Source organism: Plantactinospora alkalitolerans, from assembly GCF_015690345.1.
GTDB classification, from domain to species: Bacteria; Actinomycetota; Actinomycetes; order Mycobacteriales; family Micromonosporaceae; genus Plantactinospora; species Plantactinospora alkalitolerans.
In genome coordinates, this window is sequence record NZ_JADPUN010000253.1 from 1 (window position 1) to 12993 (window position 12993).

8 protein-coding genes and 1 pseudogene are annotated in these 12993 nt (G+C 67.5%); 4 read left to right on the plus strand and 5 right to left on the minus strand.

What is annotated here, in order from left to right:
- Positions 1-404 precede the first annotated feature (404 nt).
- Positions 405-2546, plus strand: a complete 2142-nt coding sequence (locus tag I0C86_RS28480) for an NACHT domain-containing protein (protein ID WP_196204388.1) — start codon at positions 405-407, stop codon at positions 2544-2546.
- A gap of 54 nt (positions 2547-2600) precedes the next feature.
- Here I0C86_RS28480 and I0C86_RS28485 read toward each other — a convergent pair.
- Positions 2601-2822, minus strand: a pseudogene (locus I0C86_RS28485) (IS982 family transposase); the annotation flags it as partial.
- Between the two features lie 167 nt (positions 2823-2989).
- On the opposite strand from I0C86_RS28485, the gene I0C86_RS28490 reads away from it, so the two are divergent.
- Positions 2990-4000: a hypothetical protein gene (locus I0C86_RS28490; protein WP_196204390.1), complete on the plus strand. Its 1011-nt coding sequence runs from the start codon at positions 2990-2992 to the stop codon at positions 3998-4000.
- Between the two features lie 18 nt (positions 4001-4018).
- Here the strand turns inward: I0C86_RS28490 and I0C86_RS28495 are convergent, their stop codons facing one another.
- Positions 4019-5122 carry a DUF6183 family protein gene (locus I0C86_RS28495; RefSeq protein WP_196204391.1) on the minus strand — a complete coding sequence of 368 codons (1104 nt, stop codon included), beginning with the start codon at positions 5120-5122 and terminating at the stop codon, positions 4019-4021.
- Between the two features lie 182 nt (positions 5123-5304).
- Between I0C86_RS28495 and I0C86_RS28500 the strand changes: the two genes are divergently transcribed.
- Positions 5305-6816 carry a cellulose binding domain-containing protein gene (locus I0C86_RS28500; protein WP_196204392.1) on the plus strand — a complete coding sequence of 504 codons (1512 nt, stop codon included), beginning with the start codon at positions 5305-5307 and terminating at the stop codon, positions 6814-6816.
- A gap of 79 nt (positions 6817-6895) precedes the next feature.
- Here I0C86_RS28500 and I0C86_RS28505 read toward each other — a convergent pair whose 3' ends face one another.
- The 3 genes from I0C86_RS28505 to I0C86_RS28515 form a co-directional block, all read right to left on the minus strand.
- Complete coding sequence (locus I0C86_RS28505) at positions 6896-7912, minus strand: cellulose binding domain-containing protein (RefSeq protein WP_196204393.1); 1017 nt, start codon at positions 7910-7912, stop codon at positions 6896-6898.
- A 145-nt stretch (positions 7913-8057) separates the two neighbouring features.
- Positions 8058-10940, minus strand: coding sequence for a glycosyl hydrolase family 95 catalytic domain-containing protein (locus I0C86_RS28510; protein ID WP_230394935.1), 2883 nt, complete (start codon positions 10938-10940; stop codon positions 8058-8060).
- A 367-nt stretch (positions 10941-11307) separates the two neighbouring features.
- Positions 11308-11712, minus strand: coding sequence for a hypothetical protein (locus I0C86_RS28515; protein ID WP_196204395.1), 405 nt, complete (start codon positions 11710-11712; stop codon positions 11308-11310).
- 174 nt (positions 11713-11886) lie between these two features.
- Here I0C86_RS28515 and I0C86_RS28520 point away from each other — a divergent pair, with 174 nt between their 5' ends.
- Positions 11887-12858: a tetratricopeptide repeat protein gene (locus tag I0C86_RS28520; RefSeq protein ID WP_196204396.1), complete on the plus strand. Its 972-nt coding sequence runs from the start codon at positions 11887-11889 to the stop codon at positions 12856-12858.
- Positions 12859-12993 lie beyond the last annotated feature (135 nt).

Below are 12993 nucleotides of genomic sequence, written 5' to 3' on the forward strand. Positions count from 1 at the left end.
GGTTGTGGCGGCGGCAGCGGGTGATCGCCGATCGTGTTTTCGGGGACTTGTTCGACTTCGGTACCGACGATTCCGCGCGAGGAGTTTGCCCTCCGAACCGCCCTCAGAATCTTGGATCCGCTGAGTTACGTTTTGCAACCCAGCACTCGGATCCATGGAAATCGGACGTTTGGCAGCCTTCGCGGGGGCAGTTCGGCGAGCACCAACCAGGATTGGCCGACGGCGCTCGCTCGTCGACGACCGGGCCAAGACTCTTCTGGCCTGACTTTGATGTACCCGATCCGCCGGGTCCGGCGACAAGATCACCGTCAGGATCCTGGAAGTACGACAGAGCGGTCTGATCTGCCGTCCCGCTACCGAAGCCGGGGCTGACACCGACCTGGCACGGAGTCCATAATGCATTCGTGGCGGTCTTCGGCGGTTTAAGGCGGTGGGCTGGTTTCGCGGCCGTTGTCTCCGGGGGATTGTTCCTGGGGTCGGTAGGCTGGGTGGTGTGGACAGTGTGGAGGCTGCCGCCCGACTTGCAGGACGTCAGTGACAAAGCCAGTTCGGTGGGCGGGCTATTGCTGTCGGCCGGCAGCCTGCTGTTGACACTTGCGATGTTCGTCGCGTCTCTTCGTACTGCCTCGTCCGAGCCGGAGCAGCAACTGACCCGCGCCGCCAACGAATTGGCCCGTCAGGAACATCGACAATGGCTGGCGGATGCGGAAGCTCGCGGTCTGGATCTGACCCTTCCTATTGATGTTTCCTGGGAGGAGGTTCGTCTAAAAGGTACAACCGGACGCTCCCAGCCACTTCTGCGCGGCACCGTCAACAGCTTGTCGGCGACTTGGCACCGGCTCGACGTGCGTCAGCTTGTTATTCTCGGTGCGGAAGGATCTGGGAAGACGTCCCTGGCGGTTTCGCTGGTCAACGACATGTATCGGCGTCAGATAGAGCCGGAACTCTCATGTCCCGCCAAGACACCGGTACTGGTCAGCTGTTCTGATTGGATTGTTGGGCAGGATTTCGAGAGATGGCTGGCGACCAGGCTCGAAGAGCGCTACCCAAGAATTGCTACGGACAAGCGCCTTTTCGGGAAGCATCCGATTTGCGAGTTGGTGCGTCAGTACCGCATCCTCCCCGTGCTCGACGGACTGGACGAACTTGCCGATGACAATCGGATCGACCTGCTGAAGGTTGTCAGTAAGAGAATGGGTCGTGAACCCTTCATCGTGACCTGCCGGCGCAAAGAGTTCCTGCGAGCCACCAAGAGAGGCGAGGTCCTGCCCTTGGCGACCACGATCGCCCTCAAGGCTGTCGAGCACCACCAAGCTATCAATTTCCTCTCGGCCGGAGATCGGGTGGGTCGATGGGATCCGGTGGCCGAGGCCATTTTGGCACGTCCAAATGGCCCGCTGGGGCGTACGTTGTCCACTCCGCTTATGGCCTTCCTCGCTCGCGAGGCTTATGACGCTCCGCAACAGGAGCCCATTGAACTTGTGGGTTTCGACAACGCAGTCGCGCTTGAGAAACACCTGTTGGATGCCTATCTTCCGGCGATCTATCGCAAACGTCCTCCGTCACTTGGTGCGAGACGGCACCCGACCTACCGGCTGGCGCAGGCAAAGACCTCACTAGGTGTGTTGGCCCAGCAGGTCGCACCCGATGGTCGATACTCCATAGCTTGGTGGCGACTGATTCATATACTGCCACCAAGCGTTGCCTACTATGGTCCGAGTTTGCTAGCCGCCGTGCTGTTCTTCTTGGCAGCGTGGCCCACGCCGCTTCCCCTCCTGTACGCGGTGGCCATCGCTATCGCGATTGCGGCCAGTGGACGGGCACGCCCTTTGAATCGCATTCCGCTGAAGCTGCGCATCAACTCGTCATTGATCATCAAGCTGTTATTTCTCACGTGCATGCCGTATGCCGTGTTCGCTTTTGGTGATACAGAGATCCCGGTCGGCCTTCCAGTGCTGTTCTTCCTCGTGGCTGGGGCTCTCGGCAACGGCATAGCCTATTTCCGGAACGTCAGCGATTTGCGCGACTCGCGATCATCTTTGCGTGACGATGCCTACGCGCTGACAGCCCGCGTGGCCATAGGCGGTGTTCTGGGTGCTACATACGCTTTCGCAGTGCTGGATCGCACAGTGGTGAACATCGTCTGCTTGGTCGTCTGCGGCGGAGTGTCGACAGGCCTGACCGATATTTTCGGCGGTGCATGGGAACGCTCGATAGTAGCACGAGTAATACTCGCCGCGAGGCGGCTCATACCCATACGAGCCGTCACTTTTCTGGATGATGCCCATCGCCGCGGAGTACTGCGCCGAATCGGTGCCGAATACGAGTTCCGGCATGCCAGGATCCGCGAACACTGTGCGGCCTCCGGCCCCGCCGTTCCCACCAAGGCACCCGTCGAAGAAAGTGTGAACCCGGGGCTGATAGGCGGGCTCGGAGCAGCCGTCGTGGCCTTCATCGCCGTCGGCGGTACGCTGGCCAGTCGCCTGGCGTGCGCAGCGGCGGGTTTCCTCCTTATTTGGCTTTGTTTCCGCAAACGAGCACGTTGACCTAGACCCAAACGCCGTTCAGTTGGAGCGGCGGTCGGCCTGTCAAGGCGAAACCGACTGTCCCGGCAGGTAGGGAGACGCACGCGGCAGATGCCTGGGCAGGAACCGCAGCCACCGGGCCTCCGACCGTACGCCGAGCAGGACCTGCGCCACCGCCATGGTCAACAGCTCCGCGTCGGACAACCTCGGCGGACGCCCGAACCTACGCGGCCGTCCCAGCCAGTCATCGATCTTGACCTGGAGTGCGGCCAGAAAGGTGTTGATGTCTGTCGTCACAAACAGATCCTCAACACCCTTCCCCATGCCCGCAGCCCCGAACGACTTCGGACTTACTCGTCCAGTGCATCACCTCGGCCGGGCCTCCGGGCCACCTGCCACCTGCCACCTGCCATCGCGAGGGCCGCCCATGATCGGGGTCAGTTCGCTTCCCCTACGATCTGGCAATGTTTTCGCGCATCTTCCGTCGCGAGCCCGGTGAGCCTCGGCTGACCCCGCCTGTGCTCGACACCGACATAGCTTTGGACGACCACGCGGTGCGCCACGCCCGGGACCGGGCACGGGCCGGTGACTGGACCGCCGCGCGTGACGTGGTGGCGGTCGCCGGAACGGACTGGGAGCTGCGCTCCCGGCGGATCTCCGTGCTGAGCGATGCGGCGGTGGAGAACGACGCCTGGCTCTACGCCTGGCTCCGATCCTCGCCGGACGACCCGACCGCCGTGACGATCTATGCGGAGGTGCTGGGCGTCCGGGCCGGCGACGCGCGCGGCGACGCCCCGGCGTCCAGGACCAGTCCCGAGCAGTTCCGGGCGTTCGCGGAGCTTTCCGACGCGGCGGCGACGGCCAGCCGTAGGGCGATCGCCCTGGCCGGACCGGACGACCCGACGCCGTACGTCGAACTGCTGGGCGCGGCGTTCGCGGACGGGCAGGTGGATTCGCCGGAGTTCCAGGAAGCGCTCGCGGAGGCGAAGCGGCGGGATCCGTACAACTTCGATCTGCACGTGACGATGGTGAGCCTGCTCTGCCAGAAGTGGTTCGGCTCGCACGAGCAGATGTTCGGAGCAGCGCGCGAGGTTGCCGGCGCGGCGCCACCCGGAGCGAACGTCGTGGTGGTGCCGTTCCTCGCGCACTTCGAGTACGCGATGCGCGAGTACGGCTGGGACCAGCGCACTCCGGAGTCGTTGGCCGCCTGTTCCCGGCACTTCCAACGCCCCGAGGTGCAGCGGGAACTCGACACCTGGGCCGCCAAGTGGCGGGCCGGCCCGCACGGGCCCGCCCGCGCGATGACCTGCCGGCACTGGCTGGCGCTGGCCTATTTCCTCGCCCGGCGGCGCGCCGAGACGAAGGCGGCCCTCGACGAGATCGGGCCCTATCTCGGGCCGACGCTGGCGTGGGCGTACTTCTTTCCCTCCACGGAGGCGGGTTTCCTGACGGCCTGGCGGTGGGCCAACACGTAGGCCGTGCCCGCTGACGCTTCAGTCCGAGTCGGTGGCACCGAGGATCGCGACCGTGCGGTGGTCGGGCCGGAGGACGGCTATGCCGGTGTCCATCGAGGGGTCGACCGCGAGGTGCCAGTCCGAGGTGTAGAGGAGCCAGGCGCATCGGCCGGCGGCGGCCTCGATCGTCGGGATGTCGTCCCCGGGTACGCCGACCAGGGCGGCGAGCGACTGCCATGAGGCACGTCGCCCGTAGGCCCCGTGCATGCGCGGGCCGTACGCGCTGCCGCCGGCGGCCGCGTGGAAGAGTGTCCGCAGCACGCCGGCGGTTGTTCCGCCGCACGTTCTCGTCATGCTGTCGCCGACGCTCTTCGGGCCGAGTACGCGCAGCAGTGCGGCGCCGAAGTCGGCGGGGTCGAGCGGGCGGTCCAGCAGGTACAGCCTGGCCTCCGTGGTGTCGCCGGTGTCCGAGATCCAGCTGTGGTGGGCGGTCAGTGCCCGGCCGGCGTCGGGCCAGTCGAGTTCGGTCGCCGTCACGTCGATCCCGTCCGGACCGGGCGCGGGGGGTGCGCCGTCGCCGGGCGGACGCCAGTTCGGGGACGGCGGGTCAGGGTGGTGGCTCAGGACGTGTCGGTGTTCGGTGGGCGTACGGCGCAGCGGCAGCATGCCGAGGGGATGCCCGGTGGCCCGCAGTCGTTCGGCGTATCCGGCTGCGGCGCTGGCGTCGTAGCGCAGCGCGGTCTCCTGGAGCAGGCAGGCCGCAAACTCGTCCGTGGCGGCCGCGGTGTCGAAGACCGCGAGGAGGTGCTCGACGGGTTGTCCGGTGGCCAGCCATGCGGCGACCTCGGCGAGTTCGTAGCGGACCGGGGCCCAGGCCCGGCCTTCGGCGGCGAAGGTACGCACGTGCCGGATCCGGTCCGCGTTCCCGGGGGCGTACGCCAGCCGTCGCAGGGCGACCTCGAATCCGTGGCGCATCGGATAGGTCGGCGCCGGTACCCGTAGCAGTGCGGCCAGCAGCTCGGTGAGCCACTCCGGATCCGCCCGCTGGACGGCGTTGTCGGTCACCTTGACCGCCCGGTTCCAGTGCCGGTCCCGGTGGTTGTCCGCCAGTCCCATCCGCCGGACCGCTTCCTCGATCTCCATCAGGCGGAAGTGTCACATCGTCGTCCTGCCGTATCAACACGTGCACGGCGCCGGGTTGCCGCACGCTCGACGCGCTCCCCGGCCCGCTCCCCGGAGCACACACCGGCAGCCGGCCCGGCAGGAGTGGTCCTGCCGGGCGTCCTGCCTGTTACCCCGCGTCCGGCTTCGCTTGACTCTGCGTCATGACCCAAATCTGGAAAGCGCCCGCCCGTTCGGTGGTCGTCGGGGTACTGGTCGGCACGGCAGCGCTGGTCGGCCCCGTTCCCACCGCCGCGTACGCGGAACCCGGTGAGCCGTTTCAGTCGACCCCGTCCGGGGCCGAGTCAATCGTCGACGTGATCCCGGCGGAGACCCTGCGTCGGATGGCCGCCCAGACCCCGCTGATCGACGCCGCAAACGTGATCCGGACGGCTGTCGAGGGCGCGTCCCCGCGCGGCTACGCCGGGATCGGCCTGGTCGACGACCATGTCACCCTCTGGTGGAAGGGCGTGCCGCCCGCCGACATCGCCGCCGCGGTGGCGACCGTCCGCCGGACCGCATCGGTCGAGGTGGCGAGGGCCACCTACTCCCGCACGGAACTGGAGAAGGCGGCCGCGAAACTCGTCCCGGTGGTCGAGGCCGACCGGGCCGACGCCGCCCATGCCGTACGGCTGCGTACCGATGGTGCCGGCGTCGAGGTCGCCGTCGACGACACGGCCGGCGCCGCACTGCCGAAGTTGCCGGCCACCGGTGTCCGGACCACGATCGTCGAGCGGGACCGGCTCGCGCCGATCTCCCGTAACGCCGACTCGGCCCCGTACGACGGCGGGGCGTACATCTCGCCGGCTCCTGGCTCCTGGTGCACGGCCGGCTTCGGCGTGACCAACGCATCCACTGCCGCCACCTACCTGCTCAGCGCCGGCCACTGCGGGTCCCTCGGCCAGGTGTGGAGCACCGGTGCGGGGACGCAGATCGGTGCCGTCACGCACCGGAACGCGGACCACGACACGATGCTGATCTCGACGCCCACTCCCGGTGACCACATCTACGTCGGTGGGGTGAACGACGAGGTCCGGGCCCGGGTCGTCGGCTGGACCAAGGTCTTCCCGGGGCAGCTGCTCTGCCAGTCCGGTGTCACCTCGGCCGGCGTGCTCGGCGGTCCGATCTGCGATCTCCGGGTCGAGTTCCACTACGACGACCGGGAGGAACTGGTCGAGGCCACCCAGGTCGACGGTGAGCAGGCGGCGCGGCAGGGCGACAGCGGCGGCCCGGTCTACGCGGTCAACGCCGACGGCACGGTGCTCGCCGCCGGGACGACCACCCGGTTCGCCGGGCCGGGCTTCGGTTTCCAGGACTTCGCCACCGCCCGGGCCGACTTCGGCGACCTCGTGCCGGCGACCGCCATCCCCAGCAGTTGCCGGGTCTCCTACGCCGTCACCGACTCGTGGGGCACCGGCTTCACGGCCAGCGTCACCGTCTACAACGACGGCCCGGCCGTCAGCGGCTGGTCGCTCGGCTGGAACTTCCCCGGTGGCCAGCTCATCCAGGGCCACTGGAACGGCGTCTTCCAGCAGTCGGGTTCGGCGGTGACGGTGGCCAACGAGAACTACAACGCCGCCATCCCGACCGGCGGAGCGGTGAGCTTCGGTTTCACCGCGAACGGTTCGCCGACCGCGCCGGCACCCTTCACTCTCAACGGCACCACCTGCAACTGACCGAAGTCTTCCCCGTACCCGCAGGGCCTCGCCGGTAGATCCGGCGGGGCCCTGCCCGGCGGGTGTGCAGGCTGCCCGGCTAGGAAGTCGGGGTCGGGGTCTTGGTTGAGGTCGGGCTCGCGCTCGGGGTCGGCGGTGGCGGGTCGACCGCGATTCCGATCCGCGCGGGGGCCGAGAGGTTCCCCGAACTGTCGAAGGCCCGGACCTCGAAGATGTAGACGCCGTACCCACGGGAGCGGCCGTAGGCGAACGTGTCGCCGACCATGGTGGTCGCGGAAACGTCACCGGTCTGCTGCACCCGGTATCCGGCGACGAAGACGTTGTCCCAGGACGGGTTCCAGGTGACGCGGTAGTGGCCGTCATGCGGGCCGGTGAGCCGCAGGTTGGTCGGGGCGGTCGGGGGATCGCTGTCGGGAACCGAGCCCAGCTTGATGATGGCGAACGGGGAGGAGTTGCCGGCCGCGTCGATCGCCCGGATTCCGAAGGTGAAGACCATCGGCGGCGGGATCGGCATCGTGTGGCTGGTGTCGGTGGTGGTGGCGAACCTGGTCCCGTTGGAGAAGATCTCGTACCTGATCACGCCCCGGTCGTCGGTCGAGGCGTCCCAGCGCAGCGTGAGGGTCTGGCTTCCGTGCTCGGTCCGGGGGTTCGCCGGAATGCTCGGCGGGCTGACGTCCGGCCCGCCACTGTCGCCACCGGCACACGACACGTTGTTGATCAGGCAGCCCTGCGGCGTGCCGGAGCCGGACGCCATCCACCCGAAACTGGTCGAAACGCCTGCGGGCAGGCCGCCGTTCCACGGCAGGCTGGTGAAGATGTAGCGGGTCCCCGCCCGGGTCAGGTTCGCGTTCCAGTGCTGCACGATGCTGGTGCCGGTGGGCAGTTCGAATTCCACCCGCCACCCGGTCATCGGGTCCGGAGCGTCGTTGCGGACGGTCATCGTCGCGATGTAGCCGGTCGGCCACTCGCTCACCTTCTCGAAGGACGAGGTGGCCGCCTCGGCGCGACCGGGTAACAGCAGGACCGCTGCGATGCCGAGGGTCAGCGCCGATGCCAGGGCCAACACGGATGTTCGGCGACGCGTCAGAATCGTCATGCGTTACACATTAATTTTCTTCGATGTGAAGAGCAATCGCGTCTTGCCATTCCAATTAGACCCGATCAGTCGCTCGAAATGGTGACATGCCCGGCCTCGTTGGCTAATCGCGACGGCCGGCCCTCTGCGACCTCCCGCTCAGCCGTCACACGGCGAGGAGTTGCCATTGTTGGTTGGTTCCGCCGTTGGCGGCCCACTGGACCACTTGGGCGCCGTCGTTCAGCGAGCCGCCCGACACGTCGGCGGCGAGTCCGTTTCGGACATTGATCAAGTGGTAATAACCGTCGCCGGTACCGACCAGCCGCCACCACTGGTGGGTGCCGGCGGTGTCGGACCACTGGCCGAGCTGGGTGCCCTGTGCGGTCGAGCCGCCAGGGCTTTCGAGCACCTTGCCGCTGCTGCGGCTGATCAGCCGAAACGACTGGTCGGGGTTGGGCTCCAGCCGCCATTGCTGGTTGGTGCCGCCGGTCCACGACCACTGGACGGCCTTGGCGCCGTTGGCGGTCGAGGCGCCGGAGACGTCGAGAACCTTCCCGCTGCGCCGGTTCACCAGGCGGTGATAGCCGGTGGGCAGCTCCCGGCCAGGAAGCTCCACGGTGACCTGTACCTGTTGACCGGCGGTCAACGAGACCACGCGGGCATGCGAGCCCAGCGGGGAGGGGGCGACCGTCGCCGAGGTGGAGATGGAGGTCATCCCGCGGCGGCTTATCAGAGTGATGTTCTGGGTGACTGCCGAAGTGAGCGTCGCCTGTGCGGTGCGGGCGGCCAGATCCCAGGTGAGGCTGTCGACGCGGACCCGGTTGCGGCCCCGTACGCCGGTGATGCTGCCCTTGGCGAGTTGGTCGGGCAGGGCGGGCAGCAGCTCGACGATGCCGGGCCTGGTGTGTACGAGTGCTTCGCCGAGCACGCCGGGCAGGGCGTTGGCCGTGTCGGCGTTGTAGATGTCGAGGTTCGGGTTGTGCGACGTCATCAGCGACCTGAAGACCATGTTGTTGCCGAGCACCTTCCGGAGATTGCTGTAGAGGAGGTTGCCGTCCTTCAGCCGGGCGGCCGCAAGTGCCCGGTGCAGGCTGCCGTGGGCGGAGACGTTCTCGTCGCCGCGCAGCGCGAGCGCCCTGAGCGAGGCGGCGGCGAGGATGGGCTCGTCCTCCGGATTGATCTCGTGCAGCGGCCAGACACCGTACAGGTGATGGACGTGCCGGTGGTTGTATCGGTCGGTCAGCCCGGGCCAGGACCATTCGGCGAGAGCGCCGTCACCGTTGACGGTGTAGGGCGGCAGTTTGCCCAGCAGCACGGTCCAGCGTTGGACGCCCTGACCGCTGCCCTGTTCGACGCCGAGGATGTTGGCCGCGTCGATGGCGGCGCGCAGGGCGTGCTTGCCCGCCTGGATGTCGCCGGTGGCGTTGATCGCCAGGTGGACGCCGGTGTTGGCCGGTGAGTTCTCCATCGAGAACGACGGCACGAACACCACGTCGCCGTTCGCGTCGGTACGGGTCAGGAAGTCTTCGTAGAACAGGGCCAGCTCCATCAGGGCGGGGCCGAGCTTGTCCCTGAGGAAGACCTGGTCGCCGCTGACCTGGTAGTACTCCAGCAGCGGGTAGAGCAGCCAGTCGGCGCCGCCGGTCCAGCAGTGGCCCGGGAAGCCCGCGTCGAAATGCAGCATGTGGCCGTACTCGCCGTCGGTGCGGGACGGGGCGAGGAAGCCGCGGGCACCGTAGAGGTTTCGCGCATTGGTCCGCCAGTGGGCGAGCTGGCCGAGGACCAGGTCGAAGTAGCCCTGCATGGCGTCGGTGAGGTCGAGGGTGTTGCCTCCGGCGACCTGCAGGTTGACGTTGGCGTCGGTGGTGAAGTCGTCGGCCCAGGCGGCGTTCCACGACCCGGCCCAGATGCCGGTCAGCCGGGGCGGCAGTATTCCGCTGGAGCTGATGAACAGGTAACGGCCGGAGTCGTAGAGCCGCTCCAGCAGGGCGATGTCGATGCCATTGCGGTCCGCGTTCTGCCGTGCGATCAACTCGCTGGTCGACAGTTGCCGGTCGGCGGCGGAGACGTTCAGGTCGAGGCGTGAGCGGTCGTACATCGCCGAGTGCAGGGCGACGTGCCGGCCGCGCAGCGAGGAGTAGTCGGTGCTCAGGGTGGCCAGCGCGGCATGGAGTGGTTTGGCGTCCCAGGAGGTGGACGACTCGTACCGGTCGAGCTTGGTCAGCAGCACGAGCCTGGTGGCGCCGGCGACGACGATTGTCGTTCCGCTCGCCGTCACCGTGCCGCCGGTGGGCACTACTCGGGTGACCCCCTCGTAGCCGAACGCTCCCTGACCGGACGGGTACGTACTCCGTAGATTCAGGTAGCCGGAACCGTTGCTGACCGTCGCCAGGGTGGTGAAGCCGACCGTACCGGGGACGCCGGCAAGCGCCGTGTTGATCCGCAGCGTCGAGTCGATCGTCCGACCCGGCGCGGGGGTGAGTTCGTGGACGATCACCCGGTCCGCCCGGGAGACGAAGGCACGCCGGATCCAGGTGCCGGTGCCGTCGGTCCAGGTTGAGGCGACCTCGCCAGTGCGGTAGTCGGTGATCCGGGCGTAGTTGTTGACGATGGTCACGCCCGGCGTGCTGATCTGCAGTTCGTAGCCGGGGTGGAACGTCTGGGTCCAGCGCAGGCTCCAGCCGGACGTGAAGTCGCTCCTCGCACCGTTGTAGTCACCGGCCAGTGCCTTGTTCCGGACGCTGGCGAGTCGTCCTGAGAAGGCCGGCGGGGCGAGATTCCGGGTGCCGTTGGGCAGGACGAAGCGGTGGTGATTGAAGATCACCTTCTCCAGTGCCGGCGAACCGTAGAGGACGGCGCCGTATTCGCCGTTACCGGTCAGGAAACCATGGGTCCAGTCGGTCGCGGTGGCGGTGTCGTAGATGCCCCGTTCGGGGAGCGTGACCTGGGGAGGGGCGGCAGCCGCAGCCGGCCGGGCAGCCGTCGCCGGGGGCAGGGCGGTGGCGCCGACGGTCAATGCGGCGGCCGCGACGAAGCGCCTACGGTCCATGGGCAGATCCATCGTTCTCCTCGGCCGGGGTGATGAAGTTGGAGAGGGCTTGGTGCCGTAATCGCGTCGTCTCGTAGGCTCCGTCCCCTCCTGGCCAGTGACCGCGCGGCTGGCCAGTGATCCGACCTTCAGGACGTGACGCGATCCCCATAGATGGACTTTCATCGATATTGATGCTCACCATATCGACGTTGAGCGCCTGAGCGCGAGAAAATCATCAGATCAATTTTGAGGCTGCAGCGGGTGCGCCGGATCAGCCGTGGCGGCGGCGCCGAAGGCGGTCCAGGCGGCGCCGTACGAGCGTGCGGTCGGCGAGAGCCTGTGCGAGCCCGGTCATCATGCCGGCGCCACCAGCCACCTACCTCGGTTACTGTTCGACGCCGAGCGGGCCGTCGCCCTCGCCGTCCTCCTGCGGATCGTCATCATCACCGGGCCAGCCGTTCGTCACCAGCGCCGCCAATCGGCCAAGTCTCGTGCCGTCGTCCGAGCCGACGGCGCCCAGCCCGATGCGGACCACTTCGGCGTCCGGATCTCCCCGTTGGACGAAGAATCCACGGCCGCCGCCGTCGGTACCGATCAGGAGCAGGTCCGGCCGGTAGATGGGAATCTCGTAGGTGGTGTTCCGCTCGGAGATCTGGCCTGGGTCGTACAGGTCCACGTCGACGGAGACGTCCAGCGGCGTCACGTCGGTCCAGATGTCAAGTAGGGCGGCCGGCGGCAGTACGCCTACCTGGGCCGCGACTCGTCGGGCCAGGTCTCCCCGATCGTCCACGCTCTCCTCCTCGTTGATCTGTCACCATCAGGTCCGGAGACGTCCCCCGGTCGATCAGCAGAACTGGGCCGACGAATCGGACCGTACCGTCGACGCTGTCGGTCCGTGCTCCGCTCCAGAGGGACATGGCGGGCAGGGATATGATCTCCGGCCTGGCACGGGAAGGAGACCCACATGTGGCCGTTCAGAAAGCGCCGGGAGCGGCCGACGCCCACCCCTGGCCTCGTCATCGATCCGGCCTACGGCGACCCGCAGGCGCGAGCTCTCATCAACGCGCTGAGCATCCAGGACTGGCGTACGGCCCGGGACATCCTCACCGCCGAGACCGATCCGGACACCCGGGCATTTCTGATGGAGGCCGTGGGAAAGGTCGACGACGTCCAGGACTGGATCGGCGAGTGGGTCGGCGCCGAACCGGATTCGACGCTGCCGATGCTGGTCCAGGGATGCCACGCGGTGCACTGGGCCTGGGAGGCGCGAGGCGGTAAGCGTGCCGAGTACACCGGCCAGGACCAGTTCCGGGAGTTCTTCCGTCGACTTCGGATCGCCGAGAACCTGCTGGATGACGTCGTCGCCCGGGATCCGGACGACGTGACCGCCTGGACATGGCTGGTCACCTCCTCGCGGGGTCGCCAGGTCGACGCCGACGAGGCCCGTCGCCGGTTCGACGAGGTCGTGAAGCGCCACCCGGGTCACGTCGTCGCCCACGAGCAGCGGTTGCAGTACCTGTGCGCCAAGTGGTTCGGCAGCGAGGAGCAGATGTTCTCCTTCGCCCGGGAGGCCACCGCCGCCGCACCGGACGGCAGCGTGCTGCCGGAACTGCTGGCCGTCGCGCACATCGAGAAGTGGCTTGAGATGCCGGGCGAGGAGAGCGACGCGTACATGCAGTCCGGGGAGGTGCGCGCGGACCTGTTGACTGCGGCGGAGAAGTCCATCTTCCACCCGGCCTTCCGGCGCCCCTCGGGCTGGGTCCCCCGGGTGAGCACGTTCGCGCTGGCCCTGGAGTTGGCCCACGAGTTCGAGGCTGCGGCCCGGGTCTTCGAGCTGCTCGGTGACAACGTCAGCGAATGGCCCTGGCTCTACGTCAGGGAACCTGTCGCGGCGTTCGTCACATCCCGGGAGTGGGTGTACGAGAACCTCTCCTGACGGCCTGTCGCCTTACCGCCCAACCCTTCGACACGTTACGAGCTTTCCTGCGCTTTCGCGCACGCAATTGATCGGCAGACGGTCTTCCCCAGGAAAGATGTGGTCGACGTCACAACATCGGAAAGTACCGATATA

Excerpts from the sequence above, each read along its gene's own strand:
- I0C86_RS28495 (WP_196204391.1), bottom strand. The coding sequence starts at position 5,122 with ATGGAGATCGAGGAAGCGGTCCGGCGGATGGGACTGGCGGACAACCAC.
- I0C86_RS28490 (WP_196204390.1), top strand. The coding sequence starts at position 2,990 with ATGTTTTCGCGCATCTTCCGTCGCGAGCCCGGTGAGCCTCGGCTGACC.
- I0C86_RS28520 (WP_196204396.1), top strand. The coding sequence starts at position 11,887 with ATGTGGCCGTTCAGAAAGCGCCGGGAGCGGCCGACGCCCACCCCTGGC.
- I0C86_RS28510 (WP_230394935.1), bottom strand. The coding sequence starts at position 10,940 with ATGGACCGTAGGCGCTTCGTCGCGGCCGCCGCATTGACCGTCGGCGCC.
- I0C86_RS28500 (WP_196204392.1), top strand. The coding sequence starts at position 5,305 with ATGACCCAAATCTGGAAAGCGCCCGCCCGTTCGGTGGTCGTCGGGGTA.
- I0C86_RS28505 (WP_196204393.1), bottom strand. The coding sequence starts at position 7,912 with ATGACGATTCTGACGCGTCGCCGAACATCCGTGTTGGCCCTGGCATCG.